Annotated in this window: 23 protein-coding genes; 15 read left to right on the top strand and 8 right to left on the bottom strand. The window is 72.2% G+C overall.

The window, feature by feature from the left end:
• Positions 1-52 precede the first annotated feature (52 nt).
• Both mshD and ACH54P_RS31295 read right to left on the bottom strand, forming a co-directional pair.
• Positions 53-958 carry a mycothiol synthase gene (mshD, locus tag ACH54P_RS31300; protein WP_489906916.1) on the bottom strand — a complete coding sequence of 302 codons (906 nt, stop codon included), beginning with the start codon at positions 956-958 and terminating at the stop codon, positions 53-55.
• A gap of 70 nt (positions 959-1,028) precedes the next feature.
• Positions 1,029-1,784 (bottom strand): winged helix-turn-helix transcriptional regulator, encoded by a 756-nt coding sequence (locus ACH54P_RS31295; protein ID WP_489906915.1) that lies wholly within the window; start codon positions 1,782-1,784, stop codon positions 1,029-1,031.
• Positions 1,785-1,936: 152 nt separating this feature from the next.
• Between ACH54P_RS31295 and ACH54P_RS31290 the strand changes: the two genes are divergently transcribed.
• From ACH54P_RS31290 to ACH54P_RS31245, 10 genes are all read left to right on the top strand, one after another.
• Entirely contained in the window at positions 1,937-2,830 is an 894-nt protein-coding gene (locus ACH54P_RS31290; RefSeq protein WP_489906914.1) for an LmeA family phospholipid-binding protein, read from the top strand.
• Between the two features lie 9 nt (positions 2,831-2,839).
• The gene (locus ACH54P_RS31285; RefSeq protein WP_489906913.1) at positions 2,840-3,265 is read left to right on the top strand and encodes a TlpA family protein disulfide reductase; all 426 of its coding nucleotides are present in this window, start codon (positions 2,840-2,842) and stop codon (positions 3,263-3,265) included.
• Positions 3,266-3,530: 265 nt separating this feature from the next.
• Positions 3,531-3,965 (top strand): DUF4395 domain-containing protein, encoded by a 435-nt coding sequence (locus ACH54P_RS31280; RefSeq protein WP_489906912.1) that lies wholly within the window; start codon positions 3,531-3,533, stop codon positions 3,963-3,965.
• Positions 3,966-4,049: 84 nt separating this feature from the next.
• Entirely contained in the window at positions 4,050-4,886 is an 837-nt protein-coding gene (locus ACH54P_RS31275) for a sulfurtransferase (RefSeq protein ID WP_489906911.1), read from the top strand.
• On the top strand, positions 4,886-5,197 hold the full coding sequence (locus ACH54P_RS31270) for a DUF1416 domain-containing protein (protein ID WP_489906910.1): 312 nt from the start codon (positions 4,886-4,888) through the stop codon (positions 5,195-5,197). The genes ACH54P_RS31275 and ACH54P_RS31270 overlap by 1 nt, the downstream gene beginning before the upstream one ends.
• A gap of 12 nt (positions 5,198-5,209) precedes the next feature.
• On the top strand, positions 5,210-5,338 hold the full coding sequence (locus ACH54P_RS31265) for a hypothetical protein (RefSeq protein WP_489906909.1): 129 nt from the start codon (positions 5,210-5,212) through the stop codon (positions 5,336-5,338).
• A gap of 112 nt (positions 5,339-5,450) precedes the next feature.
• Positions 5,451-6,065: a heme-binding beta-barrel domain-containing protein gene (locus ACH54P_RS31260; RefSeq protein ID WP_489906908.1), complete on the top strand. Its 615-nt coding sequence runs from the start codon at positions 5,451-5,453 to the stop codon at positions 6,063-6,065.
• 5 nt (positions 6,066-6,070) lie between these two features.
• Complete coding sequence (locus ACH54P_RS31255; protein WP_489906907.1) at positions 6,071-6,667, top strand: 5-oxoprolinase subunit B family protein; 597 nt, start codon at positions 6,071-6,073, stop codon at positions 6,665-6,667.
• Positions 6,664-7,512 carry a 5-oxoprolinase subunit C family protein gene (locus ACH54P_RS31250; protein WP_489906906.1) on the top strand — a complete coding sequence of 283 codons (849 nt, stop codon included), beginning with the start codon at positions 6,664-6,666 and terminating at the stop codon, positions 7,510-7,512. Before ACH54P_RS31255 ends, ACH54P_RS31250 begins: the two co-directional genes overlap by 4 nt.
• A gap of 98 nt (positions 7,513-7,610) precedes the next feature.
• Positions 7,611-8,036 carry a hypothetical protein gene (locus ACH54P_RS31245; protein ID WP_489906905.1) on the top strand — a complete coding sequence of 142 codons (426 nt, stop codon included), beginning with the start codon at positions 7,611-7,613 and terminating at the stop codon, positions 8,034-8,036.
• Here ACH54P_RS31245 and ACH54P_RS31240 read toward each other — a convergent pair.
• Positions 8,015-8,863, bottom strand: coding sequence for an aminodeoxychorismate lyase (locus ACH54P_RS31240; protein WP_489906904.1), 849 nt, complete (start codon positions 8,861-8,863; stop codon positions 8,015-8,017). The genes ACH54P_RS31245 and ACH54P_RS31240 overlap by 22 nt on opposite strands.
• A 31-nt stretch (positions 8,864-8,894) precedes the next feature.
• Between ACH54P_RS31240 and ygfZ the strand changes: the two genes are divergently transcribed.
• Genes ygfZ through ACH54P_RS31225 form a run of 3 tightly spaced genes read left to right on the top strand, consistent with a single transcriptional unit; the run spans position 8,895 to position 11,585 of the window.
• A complete protein-coding gene (gene ygfZ / locus ACH54P_RS31235) occupies positions 8,895-10,034 on the top strand; it encodes a CAF17-like 4Fe-4S cluster assembly/insertion protein YgfZ (RefSeq protein WP_489906903.1) in 1,140 nt (379 codons plus the stop codon).
• Between the two features lie 49 nt (positions 10,035-10,083).
• Entirely contained in the window at positions 10,084-10,653 is a 570-nt protein-coding gene (locus ACH54P_RS31230) for an RsiG family protein (RefSeq protein WP_489906902.1), read from the top strand.
• Positions 10,650-11,585 (top strand): asparaginase, encoded by a 936-nt coding sequence (locus ACH54P_RS31225; RefSeq protein WP_489906901.1) that lies wholly within the window; start codon positions 10,650-10,652, stop codon positions 11,583-11,585. Before ACH54P_RS31230 ends, ACH54P_RS31225 begins: the two co-directional genes overlap by 4 nt.
• Positions 11,586-11,711: 126 nt before the next feature.
• On the opposite strand, the gene ACH54P_RS31220 is transcribed toward ACH54P_RS31225, so the two are convergent.
• Positions 11,712-12,608, bottom strand: a complete 897-nt coding sequence (locus ACH54P_RS31220) for a DUF8083 family protein (RefSeq protein WP_489906900.1) — start codon at positions 12,606-12,608, stop codon at positions 11,712-11,714.
• Between the two features lie 207 nt (positions 12,609-12,815).
• Here ACH54P_RS31220 and ACH54P_RS31215 point away from each other — a divergent pair, with 207 nt between their 5' ends.
• Entirely contained in the window at positions 12,816-13,004 is a 189-nt protein-coding gene (locus ACH54P_RS31215; RefSeq protein ID WP_489906899.1) for a DUF3073 domain-containing protein, read from the top strand.
• 123 nt (positions 13,005-13,127) lie between these two features.
• Positions 13,128-13,982, top strand: coding sequence for a 3-hydroxybutyryl-CoA dehydrogenase (locus ACH54P_RS31210; protein WP_489906898.1), 855 nt, complete (start codon positions 13,128-13,130; stop codon positions 13,980-13,982).
• Here ACH54P_RS31210 and ACH54P_RS31205 read toward each other — a convergent pair.
• The 4 genes from ACH54P_RS31205 to ACH54P_RS31190 form a co-directional block, all read right to left on the bottom strand.
• Positions 13,973-14,800: an ECF transporter S component family protein gene (locus ACH54P_RS31205; RefSeq protein ID WP_489906897.1), complete on the bottom strand. Its 828-nt coding sequence runs from the start codon at positions 14,798-14,800 to the stop codon at positions 13,973-13,975. The two genes, ACH54P_RS31210 and ACH54P_RS31205, sit on opposite strands and share 10 nt — an antisense overlap.
• 115 nt (positions 14,801-14,915) lie before the next feature.
• Positions 14,916-16,514: an ABC transporter ATP-binding protein gene (locus ACH54P_RS31200; RefSeq protein WP_489906896.1), complete on the bottom strand. Its 1,599-nt coding sequence runs from the start codon at positions 16,512-16,514 to the stop codon at positions 14,916-14,918.
• The gene (locus ACH54P_RS31195) at positions 16,511-17,578 is read right to left on the bottom strand and encodes a CbiQ family ECF transporter T component (RefSeq protein WP_489906895.1); all 1,068 of its coding nucleotides are present in this window, start codon (positions 17,576-17,578) and stop codon (positions 16,511-16,513) included. The genes ACH54P_RS31200 and ACH54P_RS31195 overlap by 4 nt, the downstream gene beginning before the upstream one ends.
• Positions 17,568-18,197 carry a hypothetical protein gene (locus ACH54P_RS31190; protein WP_489906894.1) on the bottom strand — a complete coding sequence of 210 codons (630 nt, stop codon included), beginning with the start codon at positions 18,195-18,197 and terminating at the stop codon, positions 17,568-17,570. The genes ACH54P_RS31195 and ACH54P_RS31190 overlap by 11 nt, the downstream gene beginning before the upstream one ends.
• Positions 18,198-18,257: the final 60 nt, after the last annotated feature.

Below are 18,257 nucleotides of genomic sequence, written 5' to 3'. Positions count from 1 at the left end.
GACCTGCGCGTTCGCACTCAGTGACGAACTGCTCGCACGGTGTCCACCGTGGTCACCGACCGTACTGGACGTCGGTTTCGTGACGCGCGAACCCGAGCTTGGTGTAGACCGCCAGCGCCGGCGCGTTGTCGCCCTCGACGTACAGGATGATCTGCCGCAGCCCCCGGCTCGCGAGGTACCGCAGCCCGGCCAGCGTCAGCGCCCGGCCGAGCCCCCCGCCCTGCGCCGCCGGGTCGACCCCGACGACGTACACCTCGCCGACGCGTTCGCCGCCGAACCGGCCCGGCGTCGGCTCGTGCACCTTCGTCCAGTGGAAGCCGATGACCTCGCCGTGCTCTTCGGCGAGGAAGAAGCCCTCCGGGTCGAACCAGGGCCGCCGCTCGTCGGCCCGGACGTCGTCGGCGGTCAGCGCCCCCTGCTCGGGGTGCCAGTCGAAGGCCCGCGCGTTGACCCGGACGACGGCGTCCTCGTCCTGGCCCGGCACGAACGTCCGCAGGGAGACGCCCTCGCGCAGCACCGGCTCCGGCCAGTCCGCGCCTTCGACGGTGGTGTGCAGGATCAGCAGTTCGCGCTTGCGCTCGAGGCCGCTCTTCAAGGCCAGCCGCTGGGCCGCCGGGTGGTCGCCGTGCGCCCAGACGCGGAAGCCGACGGCGGCACGCTCGTCGAGGGCCTGAAGGAGCTTCGCGCCGTAACCGCGGTTGCGGTGGGCCGGGTGCACGAACAGCTCGGCGACCTGGTGCCCGAAGGAGTCACCGGTCGTGTCGACGTGCGCGTAGCCGACGACCTCGCCCTCGACGCAGGCGACGAGGTGCTCGCCGCCGTCGAACTCACCGGGCAGCGGCCCCTCGGCCTCGACCTCGGGCCGCCCGTCCGCCTCGCGCACGGCCAGCAGGAGCCCCCGCACGTCCTCGAGCTGCTGTTCGTCCAGTTCCTGGCGCCACTCGCCGTCTCCGCTCACCCTGCGACCGTACCCGGGCGCGACGCAACGCGAAGGTTGTGCGACACGTCTCTTGGTCAGCGGAAGGGGACTAGTGCGCCAGTTCGGGAGTGTCGGCCGGGGCCTCGGCGGTCGCCTGCGCGGGCACGCCCGGGCGCGGCGCGGTGCCCTTGGCGGGCCGCTCGAACTTGTAGCCGACGTTGCGCACGGTGCCGATCATCTGCTCGTGCTCCGGGCCGAGCTTGGCGCGCAGCCGCCGGACGTGCACGTCGACCGTGCGGGTGCCACCGAAGAAGTCGTAGCCCCAGACCTCCTGCAGCAGCTGGGCGCGGGTGAACACCCGGCCCGCGTGCTGCGCGAGGTACTTGAGCAGCTCGAACTCCTTGTAGGTGAGCTCCAGCGTGCGACGCCGCAGGCGCGCGGTGTACGTCGCCTCGTCGATCACCAGCTCGCCGACCCGCAGCTCGGCGTCGACCTGCTGGGAGCCGCCGTCGCGGGTCGTCACCAGCCGCAGCCGGGCGTCGACTTCGGCCGGGCCCGCGGTGGGCAGGAGGATGTCGTCGGTGCGCCACTCGGCGCTGACCGCCACCAGGCCGCCTTCGCCGACGACCGCGATGATCGGGGTGGACGCCTCGTCCTCACCCGTGCCCTTGAGCAGCCGGCAGAGGCTCTTCGCCGAGGCCAGGTCGCTGCGGGCGTCGAGGAGGATCACGTCGCGGTGGCCCGCGTCGAGCAGGGCGGTCACCTCGGGAGCGCGGACGCGTACGGTGTGCGGCAGCAGGTCCAGCGCAGGGAGCACCGAGGTGGCGTCGGCTTCCGCAGTCAGTACCAGAAGGTCCAGGCTCATGAGCCGCACCGCCTTCACAAGTCGTCGCCTCACGGTGGCGTTTGCCGGTGCTAAGTGAGAATAGCGGCTGAACGGCCGGGCACCTAACCCTTGCTGGATCGATCACACCTGGAGAAACCCCGGTGCCCCCGACGAACAGGAGTACGGACGCGATGGTGAGCAGGCCCGTAGCCCGGGACGACCGACCCGCACCGAGGCCGGACGCGCGGCGCCGCGGACGCCGGCTGCGGCGGTGGGTGATCGCCCTGGTCGTCCTGGTGCTGCTGCTGGTCGGTGCGGATTTCGGAGCCGCGGCGTACGCCGAGCACATGATCTCGCAGAAGGTGCGCACGCAGCTGCAGCTGAGCGACGACCCGTCGGTCACGATCCACGGCTTCCCGTTCCTCACGCAGGCCCTCGGCGGTGACTACAGTCACATCAGCGTGTCGGCCGCCGGCGTCCCGGTCGCCGGCAAGCTGCAGGACGTGGCGGTGAACGCCGAGCTGGAGAACGTGACGGCGCCGCTGTCGGACCTCACCGCGGGCAACACGAAGGCGATCACGATCGGCGAGCTGACCGGCTCGGTCACCATCAAGGCCGCCGACCTGAGCCGCGTCGCGCCGCTGGACAAGATCAAGGACCTGCGGATCGAGCCGTCGAGCAGCGAGTACGTCGAGAACGGCGACGCCGGCCAGAGCGAGCCGACGCCGACCACCACGACCACCGAAGGCCAACCCCAGGACGAGTCGAGCACGGGTGTCCGCATTTCGGGACACCTTCAGTTCGCGGGCAAGGATCTGGAAATCTTCTGTTTCGCGATGATCGAGGCCGACGCGAAGGGCGGGACGATCAACTTCGTCCCCAAGCGGCTCCAGTTCGGGAATGACCAGGAGACCACGGTCGTTCCCCAGGCAGTGCAGAACGCGCTGATGCCGAACTTCCGTGCCTCGATCAACACGAAGGACCTGCCGCTGTCGGTCACCCCGACCGGCGTGCGGGTGCAGAGCGGATCGGTCACGATCAAGGGCGAAGCGACGAACGTGTCCTTCGCGGACCTGAGCAAGTGAGGAGCGCCGGTGACGGGGCTGTGGGTGCTCGTGGCGACGCTGGTGGCCGCCGCGGCCGTCGGCGCGCTGCTGCGCGCTCGCAACGGCCGGGTGCGCGACGCCAAACCCGCCCGTGAGCTGCCCGCCCCCGTCACCGCCGCGCTCGACCCGGCGTCCGCGGTGACGCTGGTCCAGATCTCCACCACCTTCTGCGCGCCCTGCCGGCACGCGAAGGCCGTGCTCGCGCCGCTGGCCGAGCGGACCGCCGGCCTGCACCACGTCGAACTCGACGTGACGAACCAGCCGGAGGTGGCGCAGTCGCTGTCCGTGCTGCGGACGCCGACCACGATCGCGCTGACCCCGGACGGCCGGGAGCTGCTGCGCGTCGGCGGCGTCCCGAAGGGCCCCGAACTGCTGGACGCGCTGCGTCCGCATCTCACGACTCGGACGTCTTGACCAGGGCGTTGTCCCAGAAATCGGGAATCGTCCCAAGGTATGAACGTGGTTCCCACTGTGAGGGAGCTCTGGGTACCCTCGCACCCGTGACCGGGCTGACCACCTTCTTGACGCAGCGACGCGCAGTCGACCTCTGCCGCGTCCGCAGCAGCCTGTGTCGCGCTCAGTCCGACCGGCGCTGAACCACGTCCGGTCCCAGCCCAGCCCTGATGCCGCTGACGCGTGCCGTTCGCACGCACCCCCTGGAGCTCCAGCTGGAGGAACCATGTCCGCCGGACCGGCCGTCGACCCGCGAGGCCCGCGGTTCGCCGCCATCCTGACCACGATCGTGCTCGCGGTCGTCCTGGTCACCGAGTGGTGGCCGTTGCTGGCGATCCAGACCGTCGTGTTCGCCATCGGCGCGTTCGTGGGTCTGAAGCCGGCGCCTTACTCGATCGTGTACCGGGCCCTCGTGGCCCCGCGCCTCGGCCCGACCGACGAGCGGGAGGACGCGGCCCCGCTGCGGTTCGCCCAGGCCGTCGGGTTCGTGTTCGCCCTGGTCGGCACGGTCGGCTTCGCCGTCGGGATCGTCCCGCTCGGCATCGTCGCGACGGCGTTCGCCCTGTTCGCGGCCTTCCTCAACGCGGCCTTCAACTTCTGCCTCGGCTGCGAAATGTACTTGCTGATCAAACGCTTCAGCCCCGCCCGCGCGTCGTCCTGAAGTCCGTCCATGCCCCCGCCACCACCCTCAACGGAAGGCGCTTCGCGCCGCTGTGTTCGACCCCAGAAAGAGAGTTCTGTTCTCATGAGCCGTGAAGACGTCCTGGTCACCACCCAGTGGGCCGAGGAGAACCTGGACACCCCCGGCGTCGTGTTCGCCGAGGTCGACGAGGACACCACCGCCTACGACGCCGGCCACATCCGGGGCGCGGTGAAGTTCGACTGGCGGAAGGACCTGCAGGACGGGGTGCGCCGCGACTTCGTCTCCAAGGAGGGCTTCGAGCGCCTCCTGTCGGAGAAGGGCATCTCCAACGACGACCTCGTCATCCTCTACGGCGGCAACAACAACTGGTTCGCCGCGTACGCGTACTGGTACTTCAAGCTGTACGGCCACGACAAGGTCAAGCTGCTCGACGGCGGCCGCAAGAAGTGGGAGCTCGACGGCCGTGAGCTGAACTCCGACGAGGTCAAGCGCGACGCCACGAACTACCAGGCCAAGGACCAGGACACCTCGCTGCGCGCGTTCCGCGACGAGGTCGTCCAGTCGATCGGCGCGAAGAACTTCGTCGACGTGCGTTCGCCCGACGAGTTCTCCGGCAAGCTGCTCGCCCCGGCGCACCTGCCGCAGGAGCAGTCCCAGGTCCCGGGCCACATCCCCGGCGCGCTGAACGTGCCGTGGGCGAAGGTCGCCAACGAGGACGGCACCTTCAAGACCGAGGACGAGATCCGGGAGCTCTACAAGGACGAGGGCATCGACGAGGGCAAGGGCACCATCGCCTACTGCCGCATCGGCGAGCGCTCCTCCATCGCGTGGTTCGCGCTCCACGAGCTGCTGGGCTACGAGGACGTGAAGAACTACGACGGTTCGTGGACGGAATACGGCTCGCTCGTCGGCGTGCCGGTCGAGTTGGGAGCTAAGTGATGGCGGTTGACGACAGCTGCGGCGCACCGGTCCAGGAGGCCACGCCGGCGGACTTCGACACGAAGGGCCAGGTCGTTCTGGCCGGCAAGGTGACCGGCGCGGACGGGCCGATCGGCGGCGCGTTCGTCCGGCTCCTCGACGGCGGCGGCGACTTCACCGGCGAGGTCGTCTCGTCGGCCGACGGCGACTTCCGCTTCTACGCGGCACCGGGCGACTGGACCGTCCGCGCGCTGCACCGCACCGGCAACGGCGAAGCCTCCGTCACGGCGGAGGGCCCCGGCCTGCACCAGCTGGCCATCTCGGTCGGCTGAGCTTCACGGTTCGTGAAGGCCACCGCGCGGGACTCCCGCGAGGTGGCCTTCACGCTTTCGAGCGGGCTGCACCTGGCCATGGCGGTGACAGTGCTCACCGCAGTGACCCTGGGCCGGGCCACGCGGCGGGTCGCGGACTAAGCTGCCAGCCGTGGAAATCCTGTTTACGACCCTGCTGGTGCTGGCGGGCATCGCGATCACCTGGTTCGCCGTGTACGTCGTCTACCGGCTTTACGCGGACCAGCGCTGACCCATGACCGCCAGCGGCGACGAAGCCATCGCGGCAGCGGAGGTGCGCGCGGAGAGCACCCGCACGCGCAACCTCCCGCTGTGGGACGACCTGCCCATCCCCAACGACACCGCGAACCTGCGCGAGGGGCCGAACCTCAACGACGCCTGCCTCGCGCTGCTGCCGCTCGTCGGCGTGTGGCGCGGTGAGGGCGAGGTCGACTACCCGACCATCGACGGCCCCCGCAAGTTCGCGCAGCAGCTGACGATCTCGCACGACGGCCGCCCGTTCCTGATCCACGAGTCCCGGGCGTGGCTGCTCGACGACGACGGCAACGTCATCCGTCCCGCCGCCCGCGAGTCCGGGTTCTGGCGGCCGCAGGAGGACGACACGATCGAGCTGCTGCTCACGCACAACACCGGCATCGTCGAGCTGTACTACGGCAAGCCGCGGAACCAGACGTCCTGGGAGCTCGGCACCGACGCGGTGATCCGCACGGCCACGGCGAAGGACGTCACCGCGGCCCAGCGGCTGTACGGCCTGATCGAAGGCTCCCTCGGCTACGTCGAGGAGCGCGCGATGGTGGGCCAGGAGATGCAGCCGCACTCCTCGGCCCTGCTGCGCCGCGTCGTCGGCTGACGTCCGTGCGCTGGCGGCGGTGTGGCGAGGACGCCGCCCTGCTCGACTGCGACTCCCTCGAGCAGATGCGGGCGGCGCACGCCACCGTCTGCGCGTCGCGGCCCGAAGGTGTCGTCGACCTCGTGCCCGGTGCGCGCAGCCTGCTGGTCGTCGGGGACGTGGCGGCGGTACGCGCCTTGCTCGAGGACGCCGATCTGTCCCACCCGCCCGCCGGCGATCCGCGCGAAGTGACCCTCGACGTCCACTACGACGGCGAAGACCTCTCCCTGGTCGCGCAGGACGCCGGGCTGTCCACGGACGCCGTCGTCGAGCTGCACACCGGCGCGGTCTACACGGTGGCGTTCACCGGGTTCGCGCCCGGCTTCGGCTACCTGACCGGCCTGCCGGACCCGCTGCGCCAGCCGCGGCTGGAGTCCCCGCGCACCCGCGTCCCGGCCGGGTCGGTCGGGCTCGCGGGCGAGTTCACCGGCGTCTACCCGCGCGAGTCCCCGGGCGGCTGGCGGCTGCTCGGGCACACGACGGCGACGCTGTTCGACCCGCGCGCCGACCCGCCGGCGCTCTTCGCGCCAGGCGACCACGTCCGCTTCCGGAGCGTCCGATGAGGACGGTCGAGGTGCTCGACCCGGGGCGGTACGCGCTGGTGGAAGACCTCGGCAGGCCGGGTTACGCGCACCTCGGCGTCGCGCCGTCCGGTGCGTTGGACGCGGGTTCGCTGCGCCTGGCGAACCGGCTCGCCGGCAACCCCGAAGCGGCGGCGGGCATCGAAGCCCTGCTCGGCGGCCTGTCGGTCCGGTTCACAGCGGCGGCGACGGTCGCGGTCACCGGCCCGGCGGTCGACGTCCGCGTCGACGGCCGCGCGGTCGGCTCCCACACGCCCGTGCCGGTCCGAGCCGGGCAGACGCTGTCCCTCGGCACGCCGTCCGCCGGGCTGCGCTGCTACCTGGCCGTCTCCGGCGGCATCGACGTCGAGCCGGTGCTGGGCAGCCGGTCGCGGGACGTCCTGTCCGGCATCGGCCCGTCGCCGCTGCAGGCGGGAGACGTGCTCCCGCTCGGTGCCGCGACCGGGATCCCGGCGGGCGCGGACGTCGTCGTCCCCAGTCCCGCGCCCGGCGAACTCGTCGTCCCGGTGAGCCTCGGCCCGCGCGACGACTGGCTGGACGAACCCGCCCGCGGCCTCTCGGCGTGGTGGACGGTGACGGCCGACTCGAACCGCGTCGGCCTGCGGCTGGACGGGACGCCGCTGCGGCGTTCCCGCGAGGGCGAACTGCCCAGCGAAGGGGTCGTCACCGGCGCGATCCAGGTGCCGCCGAACGGCCTGCCGGTCGTGTTCCTCGCCGACCACCCGACCACCGGTGGCTACCCCGTGGCGGCCGTCGTGCGGACGGCAGTGCTGGGCGCGCTCGCCCAGGCCCGGCCGGGCACCCGGGTGCGGTTCCGGCCCTCCTGAACCGGCTGTACCGCCACGCGGGTGAGACCCGGGTCACGCCGTGCACCCGTCCGGGTAGGGGCTGGAACCATGTCGCGCCGTCGCCCGTCCTGATAGGCGTGGAACAGGTGACGATCAGCGGTGGCACGGGTTTCCTCGACGTGAACACGCGGGTGCGGGCGGAGCTGCCCCAGTCGCTGCGGATCGCCCTCGCGACCGGGCAGCTGCGCCGTCCGCTGGCGACCACGCTCGGCCCGGTCCTCGACCTGCTCGTCGACGGCGACTACCGCGTGAGCGGCCCGGAGCGGCTGCCGGACGACCAGGAGCTCACCCCGACCGACGCCTGGCCGCCGTCCGACGAGGCCCGCGTCGGCTACTACCGGACCGCGATCCGCACCGGCCACCGCCCGGTCGCGGTGGTGCTGGCCGCCGGCGAACGCGACCTGATCATCGACGGCCACCACAAGATCGCCGCCTACCACGCGGAAGAGGTCGCCCCCGCCGTCGTCCGGATCAGCCAGGGTCAGGCGTACTCGGCTTCGTAGGCCGCCACCAGCTCGGCGTACACGGCCGACGAGTCGGGCAGCCGCTCGCCGTCGAGCGTGTGGACCCGGGTCAGCTTGCGCACGCTCGACGCCATGAAGACGCCGTCGCCCTCGACGAGGTCGCGGACGGTCAACGGCTCGACCTTGACCGCCCAGCCCGCCTTCTCGGCGCCGCGGAACAGCGCGGCCTGGGTCGTGCCCGGCAGGATGCCGATGCTCGGCGGCGGCGTGTAGAGCGTCCGCCCCTTCGCGAGCACCACGGTCGACGTCGGTCCTTCGAACACCGATCCGTCGGCGGCGGTGAAAATCACATCTTCGGCGCCGCGGCGGCCGGCCTCGCGCAGCGCGGCCATGTTCACGCCGTACGACAGGGGCTTCGCGCCGAGCAGGAGCCACGGAGCGCGCTCGGCGAGGTCCGGCGGGAAACCGCGTTCCAGGGTGATCGCGGCGACGCCTTCGGCACGGGCCCGCAAGATCGACGGCGCGACCTCGGAGCCGAGCGCGAAGCCGGTCGGCACGGCGGCCGGGTCGCCGTCGGATCCCCTGGTGTACACCAGTTTCAGCACCATTTCGGGGCCGCCGGCCCACCTTTCGAGCACCAGCGAAACGACGCGTTCCCAGGCGGCGAGGTCCGGCGCGGGGAGGTCGAGCATCGCCGCCGAGCGGGCCAGCCGCTCGAGGTGCGGCCGCAGTTCCCGGGGCCGGCCGCCGACGACGAGGATCGTCTCGAAGACGCCGTCGCCGCGCATCAGCCCGAGGTCGTCCACCCGGATCTGGGCGGCGTCGGGGTCGGCGGGGGTTCCGTCGAGGAAGACGAGCACGCGCATGCCGACACGGTACTCACCTAGGCTGGGAGGTATGCCGTACCGCTCGCCGCTGCTGGACGTGCCCGGATCCATTCCCTCGCCCGACGACCACCCCGAGGCCGGTGTCCCCTGGCACTGGGGAGACCCGTTCGCGGAGCAGCGCACGGCCTCGCGCGGCGTGGTCGTGATCGACCGGTCGCACCGCGAATTCCTCGCCGTCACCGGCGAAGAACGGCTCTCGTGGCTGCACCTGGTGATCTCGCAGCACGTGACCGGGCTCGCCGAGGGCTCCGGCACCGAGGCGCTGGTCCTCGACAGCCAGGGCCGCGTCGAGACGCACATGGTGGTCGCACACCTCGGCGGCACCGTCTACCTCGACACGGACCCGGGCACGAGCGTCACCAGCGCGCTGCCCAAGGGCGGCCCCCAGACGCTGCGCGAATACCTCGAGGCCATGAAGTTCTGGTCCAAGGTGGACATCCGCGACGCGACCGGCGAGCTCGCGCTGCTCACCGTGCTCGGCCCGGACGCCGAGCGCGTGCTGAGCGCGGCCGGCGCCGAGGTCGGCCCGGAGCCGTACGCGGTCGCGGCGCTGCCCGGTGGCGGCTTCGCCCGGCGGATGCCGTGGCCCGGCCGGTCCAGCGTGGACCTGGCGGTGCCGCGCTCCGACTTGCTCGGCTGGTGGCAGCGGCTCACCGACGCGGGTGCCCGGGCGGCCGGCAGCTGGACGTTCGACGCCCTGCGCGTCGAGTCGCTGCGGCCCCGGCTGGGCGTCGACACCGACGACCGCACGATCCCGCACGAAGTGGGCTGGGCCGGCTCGGCCGCGCACGTCGCGAAGGGCTGTTACCGCGGCCAGGAGACCGTCTCCAAGGTGCACAACGTCGGCCGTCCGCCGCGGAACCTGCTCCTGCTGCACCTCGACGGCTCGCCGGACGTCACGCCGGAGACCGGCGACCCGGTGCTGCTCGACGGCCGGACGGTCGGCCGGATCGGCACCGTGATCCAGCACCACGAGCTCGGCCCGATCGCGCTGGCCCTGGTCAAGCGGTCGACGCCGGTGGGTGCGGAGCTGCTGACCGGGGCTGAAGACAACCCCGACAGCCTCGTCCAGGCCGCGATCGACCCCGACTCCGTGCCGTCGGAACTGCCCGCGCCGGGGCGCACGGCGGCCGCGCAACTTCGTGGCTGAACAAAAGCCCCTGACAGCGAGATCACGCTCAACCGGGATAAACTGCGCTGTGATCGAAGTGCGGCCCGGCGGCAGGCGGCGGATCGACCGCGTGCTCGGCCCGGGGTACCTCAGCGGCCTGGGTGAACTGCCGCTGAAGGTGCTGCGCGAGCGGCGCGACGAAGCCGCGCAGGAAGAGACGGACCTGTCCTACCTGCGCCGGCTCCTGCACGCCCGGATCGACATCGTCCGCGCGGAGCAGGCGCGACGCAGCTCCGGCGGCGAGTCGAGCATCGTCGACCAGCTGGCCACGATCCTCGCCGACAACGCACTGGGCCCGGCCGCGGGTTCCGGACGGCACCAGCAGCTCGAGCCGTCGCGGGCCGGGGAGCACCGTCGGCACGCCGAAGCCCTGATCGGCGACACGGACCTGACCGACGTCGAGTCCCTGTCGGACGAGAAGCTCGCCTCCGCTTTGGACACCTACGCCAGCGAAGAGCTGTCGGTGTCGTCCTTCCGGCGCGAGGTCCAAGGGGTGATGGACACGCTCAACGCGGAGATCGCGAAGCGCTACCAGCAGGGTTCGGCCACTGTGGACGAGCTGCTCGAGAGCGAACGCGGGCGCGGCGAGGGGCAGTGACCAACCCCGTCCTCGCCGAGGTCGTCCGCTCCGGTTTCGTCGAAAGCGCCCACCGCGGCGCGCTGGTGGTGACCGGCCCGGACGGCGGCGTCCGGCTGGCCCTCGGCGACGTCTCCTCGCCCATCTTCCCGCGCTCGTCGAACAAGCCGCTGCAGGCCGTCGGCATGCTGCGGGCGGGGTTGGACTTCACCGGCGAAAGCCTCGCGCTGGCCTGCGCGTCCCACTCCGGCGAGCCCGGGCACGTCAAACGGGTCCTCGAACTGCTGGACGCGGCGGGCCTGCGCGAAGACGACCTCGCGTGCCCGCCGGACTTCCCGCTGCACGTCCCGAGCATGCGCGACGCCGCCGAGCCCCGGCGGGTGACGATGAACTGCTCCGGCAAGCACACGGCGATGCTGACCACCTGCGTCCGGGCGGGCTGGCCGGTGTCCGGGTACGAGGCGCCGGACCACCCCCTGCAACAGGCGATCGCCGCGGTCGTCACCGAGCTGACCGGCGAGCCGATCGCCCACACGGGCGTCGACGGCTGCGGCGCCCCGCTCTTCGCGTTCTCCCTGACGGCGCTGGCGCGCGCGTTCGGCCGGCTCGCGAGCGCGGCGGACGGGCCGTCTTCGGCGGTGGCGTCGGCGATGCGGGCGAACCCGTGGCTGGTCGCGGGCACCGGGCGCGAGGACACGGAGCTGATGTCCGCGGTGGACGGTCTGGTGGCGAAGGGCGGCGCCGAGGGAGTCCAGGCGTTCGCCCTGCCGGACGGCTTCGCGGTGGCGCTCAAGATCGACGACGGCAACAAGCGGGCGTGCGCCCCGCTGGCGGTCGAGGCGTTGCGGTACCTGGGGGTCGACGTGTCCGGCCTGAACGACCTGGCCCACGGTTCCGTTCTCGGCGGCGGTCGCCCGGTCGGCGAGGTCCGGGTTCCGGAGCTCCGGGGCTGAGCAGCCCCCGGTTCCGGAGCTCCGGGGCTGAGCAGCCCCCGGTTCCGGAGCTCCAGGGCTGAGCAGCCCCCGATATTTCACGCTACTGGCGGGCACCGACAGTTTCGGGTCCGGCTGGCGGCGCAGCTAGTTCGAGCGTTCGCGGGCGGCCAGGTCGCCCCAGAACTCGCGCAGGTCGGAGAACAGTTCGGCCAGCTCCTCGACGTTGCCCGAGCGCAGCGCGTCCAGGATGTCGTGCACCTCGTCGGCCGTGTTGTCGGCTTCCAGGATCGGGTCCGCGAAGAGCTGCACCAGGCCGCCGTAGTCGAGCTCGACCACCGAGTCCGCGTGGAAGTTGTCCAGCCAGCGCCGCGTCTCGAACAGCACGCGGCCCGGCCCCGAATCGCCGAAGGTCTGTTCCAGCAGCTCGCCGGCCTCGCGCGCCCGGTGCTGCGCGTCGGCGAGGGTGGTCCGCCAGGACAGCTCGCGCTTCGGGTCGTCGCGGCCGCTGCCGAGGACGAGCCGTCGCTCGTCCGGTTCGATCAGCACGAACCACGGCAGCGGGACGGTCCAGGTGGTCGACAGCGTGTGCGCCGCCGTCGTGGACAGGTCCGCCATCGCCGACTTCGTCCGGGCGCGGATCGTCTCCTGGGTGAAGCCGCCCTCGTCGATGACGACGTTCTTCAGCGCCGGATGGGCGTCACCCAGGAAGGTGACGAGCGCCGCGGCCGAGCGGGCCCGCAGTTCGAGGGGGCAGACCAGCGGACCGTGCGCGGCCTTGCCGCCGGGCACTTCCGCGGGGTCGAGCACCAGGACGTCGGTCAGCAGGCTCGGCGCGGGACGACCGTCGGCCAGCTCGGCGGGCAGCAGCCGCCGCGGCGCGGCGACCTGTGACTTGAGCCACATGGCCTGCTCGCGCGCGCCCGCGTCCGTCCGCCGCAGCTTGGCCGCCGCGACGGCCGCACGCAGCCGTTCGTCCGGCGGGTCGCCCAGGGCGAGCAGGGGTTCGTACACCCGCAAGTAGGCCGCGAAGGGACGGAGCACGGGTAGATCGTGGCACGCCTACCTGCGCCGATCGCCACCGACCGGCCGGTAACCGGTGTCCGGCGAACACTGTCACCACCGGCACACCGTGCCACGTCGCATCCAACCCCCCGGACACGGTACGGTGTGAGCAGGAAAGAATTGTCGAGACGATGCGGGGCCGCCGATTCCCCCGGCCGCCCCGCCCCTGTGCGAGGGGGTCGAGCCATGGGGCGCGGCCGGGCTAAGGCCAAGCAGACGAAGGTGGCGCGTGAGCTCAAGTACAGCTCGCACGAGACCGACTTCGATGCTTTGCAGCGCGAGCTGTCGAGTAATTCCTCGAGTAGTCACTACGAGGAGTCCGACAGCGAGGAACAAGACCCGTACGACGACGGGTACGACGAGTACCGTCGTTGAGCACGCGTAACCGCGCGAGGGCGTAGCCGGAACACCTCCGGTCACCGCCCTCGCGCGCTGCGTGCTGCCCAAAGCTTTTCACTAAAGCGTGCGCGGGCTGCGAAGCGATGAAGGAGTGAGCCGGTGGTAAGTCGGGTTGGAGTCGTCGGGGCGGGACTGATGGGTTCCGGCATCGCCGAGGTGCACGCGCGGGCCGGGCTGGACGTCGTGATCACCGAGGTGAACCAGCCGGCGCTCGACGCGGGCAAGGCGCGCATCGAGAAGTCGCTCCAACGCGGCGTCAAGAACGGCAAGCTCACCGCCGAGGACGCCGACGCGGCCCTCGGCAGGCTCCGGTTCACGACGGACATCGCCGAGTTCGCCGACCGCGAACTGGTTGTCGAGGCGATCCTCGAGCAGGAGCAGGCGAAGGTCGACGTCTTCCGCCAGCTGGACAAGATCGTCGAGGCCGAGGACGCGCTGTTCGCGTCCAACACGTCGTCGATCCCGATCATGAAGCTGGGCATGGCGACGAGCCGGCCGCAGCAGGTGGTCGGCATCCACTTCTTCAACCCGGTGCCGGTGCTGCCGCTGGTGGAGCTGGTCCCGTCGCTGCTGACCAGCGAGGAGACCGCCCGCCGCGCGGAGGAGCACGCGACGACGGCGCTGGGCAAGACCGTGATCCGCTCGCAGGACCGCGCCGGGTTCATCGTGAACTCGCTGCTGGTGCCGTACCTGCTCTCGGCGATCCGGATGATCGAGTCGGGCTTCGCCTCGGCCGAGGACATCGACCGCGGCATGGAGCTGGGCACCGCCCACCCGATGGGCCCGCTGCGGCTGTCCGACCTGATCGGCCTGGACACCATCAAGGCCATCGCGGACTCGATGTACGCGGAGTTCAAGGAGCCGCTGTACTCGTCGCCGCCGTTGCTGCTGCGCATGGTGGACGCTGGCCTGCTCGGCAAGAAGACCGGCCGCGGCTTCTACTCCTACAGCTGACTCCGGTCGAACTCGACGGGCGCCTCGAAGGCGGCCCGCCTGGCGGCGCGCCTCAGCACCGCCAGGACAGCCGGCCCGAGCAGAACGATCGCGACGGCGTTCGTGACCGCGCGGCCGGTGTCCCAGCCGAGCGTCGACGTGAGAATCGTGTACGCCGCGAACCGGTGCAGGTTCTCCAGCAGGGGCGCGCCGGGCACGAAGCTGAGCTGGGTGCCGGTGCCGGCGAGGAACGGCCACGACCACAGGCTCATCAGGAGCCCGAAGAAGTAGGCCGCGAAGACGCCGTACGCGACGAGCACGGCGATCTCCGCCTTACCGCGCGGTCTGCGCGGGAGCAGCCCGGCCCCGAGCCCGATGAGCGACGACGCAAGCATCTGGAACGGCAGCCACGGCCCGACACCGGCGGTGAGCAGCGCGCTCGTGAACAACGACGTCGAGCCGAGCACGAACCCGAAGCCCGGCCCGAACACGCGTCCGGCGAGAACGAGCAGGAAGAACACCAGCTCGATGCCGCCGGTACCCGCGCCGAGCGGCCGCAGGCCGGCGTTGACCGCCGAGAGCACGCCGAGCAGGGCGAGCGCCTTGGCGCCGATGCCGCCGCGGGACAGCTCGGCCAGGACGACGAGGATCAGCACCGGCAGGGTCGCCATGAAGACGAAGGGGGCATCCGCCGTGTGGGCGGCCGCGGTGGGTTGCGGGTGGGCGAAGAGCGGCCAGCAGAACATGGCCAGGCCAAGGACGGTGGCCGTGCCGAGGACCAGCGCGGGCCGAAGGGTGACGCGGACCGCACGGGCCGGCGGCCCGAGGAAGCTGGTCATGCCGCAACCTCCCGCGACGCAGCCACGCGCCGGATGGCACCGCCGGCCGGCGGTTGATCGGCCAATCGAACACGCCAGCCATCGCCGGGCGGGCCGGGGAAGTCGGTCATCGTTCTCATGCCAGCGCTTCCGCGACCTCGTCCACCGTCAGCCACTGCTGCGGCGCCAGGATCTTCGCCACCTGCGGGGCGAACGCCGGGGAGGCGACGATCACCTCCTTCGTCGGGCCGTCCGCGACCACCTCACCCTCGGCCATCACCACTACGCGGTGGGCCACCGTGGCCACGAACTCGACGTCGTGGGTGGCCAGCAGCACCGCCCGATCCTGCGAGGCCAGCTCTCGCAGGATCGCGGCGAAGCGCCGCTTCGCGTGGTAGTCCAGGCCGCGGGTCGGCTCGTCGAGCAGGACGACCGGCGGGGCCGCCGCCAGCTGGACCGCCAGCACCAGCGCCAGTCGCTGCCCTTCGGAGAGGTCGCCGGGGTGCGCTTCACCGGCGATCCCGGGGGCGAGCCGGTCCAGCAACGCCCTGGCCGTGCCTGCCGGTACTTCGGACTCCGCGTCGGCCTGTGCGCACTCGGCGTCGACCGAATCGAGGTACAGCAGGTCGGCCGGGGTCTGCGGGACCAGCCCCACGCGCCGACGGGCCGCTTTCGGCTTGAGCGACGCAGGATCCGCGCCGCCGACGTCGACCTTCCCCGTCGACCTCGGCCCGCTGCCCTGCACCGCCCAGAGAAGCGACGACTTGCCGGAGCCGTTGCGTCCCATCAGCGCGACTATCTCCCCCGGTCCGACACGCAGGTCGACCCCGCGCACCGCCAGGACATCTCCGTATCGGACCACCACCCCTCTCACATCCAGTGCTCGACCGGTCACCGACAGAGTAGAACCCACCACCGACAATTCCGAGAGCCGCGACCGCAGGGGCCCGGCGACCCGCCGGGCGTCGCGGACCGACAGCGGCAGCGGCGACCACCCGGCCAGCCGCCCCAGCTCGGCGATCGGGGGCGCGATCTCGGACGTCGCCAGGATCTCCGAAGGCGGCCCGGACCGCACCGAACCGTCGCCCGGCAGGTACAGCAGCCGGTCCGCGTACTGCGCGACGCGCTCCATCCGGTGTTCCGCGACGACGACCGTCGTCCCGAGGTCGTGCACCAGCCGGGTGATCGCCGCGAGCACGTCCTCGGCGGCCGTCGGGTCCAGCGCCGACGTCGGTTCGTCGAGCACCACGATCCGGGGGTGGGCCGTCAGGACCGAGCCGATCGCGACGCGCTGCTGCTGCCCGCCCGAGAGCGTCCGGAGTGGACGATTGCGCAGCTCCGCGATCCCCAGCAGGTCCAGGGTTTCCTCGACGCGCTTGCGCATGACGTCCGGCGGCACCGCGAGCTGCTCCATCGCGTACGCGAGTTCCTCCTCGACGGTGTCGGTCACGAACCCCGCGAGGGGGTCCTGCCCGACGACGCCGACGACCGACGCCAGTTCACGGGGCGGGTACGACGCCGTGTCCAGACCGTCGACGAGCACCCGGCCGGCCAGGCGCCCGCCGGTGAAGTGTGGAACGAGCCCGTTGAGCGCGCCGAGGAACGTCGACTTGCCGGCCCCGGTCGGCCCGGCGACCAGGCACAGCTCACCCTCCTCGACCTGCAGGGAGACGTCCGAAAGCACCGGACGCGCCGCATCGGGGTAGGTCACGGTGACCCGCGAGAACTCGATCACCGGACGACCTCCGACGAAGGGGGCGGGGGCGCGACGAACGCCGGCAGCACCGCGACCAGCAGGGACAACGCGTGGACCGGCGAGACCTCGGGCCAGCGCAGCGGACTCAGCGACGGGTAGAGGTTCCCCGGATCGACCCGCGCGGAAACGAACAGCAGCACGCACGCCCCGACCCCGGCCAGGACGACCAGCGTCTCCGGCCACCGCCACGGATCGGGCCGGTACGCCGTCCGCCGCACGCGCCGCCCGCCGAGCACGAACCCGACGACGGCCACGGCCAGCCCGGCCGCCAGCAGCGGCACGCCGAGCCACGACGACGTCCCGTCGAGCACGCCGTAGACGCCGACGCACACGCCGGCCAGCCCGGCCAGGACGCAGGAAGCGATCAGCACGCGCAGACCGGCGCTCAGGTACGCCCGGCGCCCGTAGCCCCGGGAGTCCATCGCGGCCGCCAGCCGCAGGGACCGGTCCATCGCGTCCTCCAGCACCGGGACCACGATGCCCTTGACCGCCCGCAGGCCGCGAGTCCGGCCGGCCCGCAGCCGCCGGGCCCGCCGCACGCGGTGCACGCTCTCGACCAGCTGCGGCGCCACCGTCAACGCCACCGTGACCGCCGTGCCCACCTCGTACAACGCGCCGGGAACCGCCTTGAGCAGGCGTTTCGGGTTGGCGAGGGCGTTCGCCGCGCCGACGCACACGACCATCGTCGCCAGCCGCAGGCCGTCGTAGAACCCGCCGAGCAGCTCCTCCGCCGACGTCGGCCCGAGCAACGACACCCCGGCGGCCAGCGGGATCTGCGGTAGCGCGAACAGCACGTGCCCGCCTTCCTCGCCGCCGATCAGGATCCGGAACAGCACGCGCGACGCGACGATCAGCGCGCCGACGTAGGCGTACAGCCGGAACGCCAGCGCCCACGGCGCGTCACCCCGCCGGTTCGCGACGACGAACCCGGCGACGGCGATGATCAGGCCGAGCAGCAGCGGGTTCGTGGTCCGGCTGGCGGCGATGGCCAGCGCGAGCGCCCAGGCCCACCAGGCGCCGGGGTGCAGCGCCCTACTTCGCACGCCGACGGCGCACCGCGACGTACACGCCCGCGCCGCCGACCACCACGATCACGACGGCCCCGAGCACCAGGCCCCACGGGAAGGAACTGCCGCCCACCGAGACGTCCGGGGTGGCGGTCGTGGCCTGCCGCACCGGCGCCACGCGCGGCGGCGACGGCAGGTCGTTCGCGGACTTCGGCCGCGCGAACGCCCAGCCTTCGAACCCGCCCGGCACCGGCTTCGCCGTCTGCGCGCCTTCCGTGCTCGACGTCCAGGACCCGCCGGCGGGTGCGTGCCAGTAGCTCCAGTACGCCGTGGCCGACGGCATGCCCGCGCAGGACTCGACGTCGGGGCCGGGCTTGCCGTTGATCCGGCAGGCGACGGCGAGGCCGTACTTCTGCGAGCCGGCGACCTCGATCCCGGCCTCCTGAAGAGCCGCGACGCCGTTCGCGGGTGTGCCGGGAGCGCAGCGGACCAGAGGCTGCGGGCCCAGGTCACCGAAGTCGACGACCACCGTGACGCCGCCGCCCTCGGGGCACGACCCCTCGGTGCCGGTCGCCGACGCGGGCGCGGCCCCGGCGAAGCAGGTGGCCAGCAGGAACACACAGACGGCGAAGAGGCGGGACAGCACGGCGATCATGCAGGCACTTTATCCACGTCGGCGCCCCGCGAAGGTCGGTTCCGGCGCGACGCGGGACAC

This window comes from Amycolatopsis sp. N2S4-7 (assembly GCF_058119595.1).
The sequence above is the reverse complement of the archived record's forward strand: the minus strand, read 5'-3'. Positions and strand labels throughout refer to the sequence as shown.

Coding starts and splice junctions, on each gene's coding strand:
- ACH54P_RS31275 (WP_489906911.1), top strand. CDS start 4,050: ATGAGCCGTGAAGACGTCCTGGTCACCACCCAGTGGGCCGAGGAGAAC.
- ACH54P_RS31205 (WP_489906897.1), bottom strand. CDS start 14,800: ATGACCAGCTTCCTCGGGCCGCCGGCCCGTGCGGTCCGCGTCACCCTT.
- ACH54P_RS31290 (WP_489906914.1), top strand. CDS start 1,937: ATGGTGAGCAGGCCCGTAGCCCGGGACGACCGACCCGCACCGAGGCCG.
- ACH54P_RS31240 (WP_489906904.1), bottom strand. CDS start 8,863: ATGCGCGTGCTCGTCTTCCTCGACGGAACCCCCGCCGACCCCGACGCC.
- ygfZ (WP_489906903.1), top strand. CDS start 8,895: ATGCCGTACCGCTCGCCGCTGCTGGACGTGCCCGGATCCATTCCCTCG.
- ACH54P_RS31260 (WP_489906908.1), top strand. CDS start 5,451: ATGACCGCCAGCGGCGACGAAGCCATCGCGGCAGCGGAGGTGCGCGCG.
- ACH54P_RS31190 (WP_489906894.1), bottom strand. CDS start 18,197: ATGATCGCCGTGCTGTCCCGCCTCTTCGCCGTCTGTGTGTTCCTGCTG.
- ACH54P_RS31270 (WP_489906910.1), top strand. CDS start 4,886: ATGGCGGTTGACGACAGCTGCGGCGCACCGGTCCAGGAGGCCACGCCG.
- ACH54P_RS31295 (WP_489906915.1), bottom strand. CDS start 1,784: ATGAGCCTGGACCTTCTGGTACTGACTGCGGAAGCCGACGCCACCTCG.
- ACH54P_RS31250 (WP_489906906.1), top strand. CDS start 6,664: ATGAGGACGGTCGAGGTGCTCGACCCGGGGCGGTACGCGCTGGTGGAA.
- ACH54P_RS31280 (WP_489906912.1), top strand. CDS start 3,531: ATGTCCGCCGGACCGGCCGTCGACCCGCGAGGCCCGCGGTTCGCCGCC.
- ACH54P_RS31215 (WP_489906899.1), top strand. CDS start 12,816: ATGGGGCGCGGCCGGGCTAAGGCCAAGCAGACGAAGGTGGCGCGTGAG.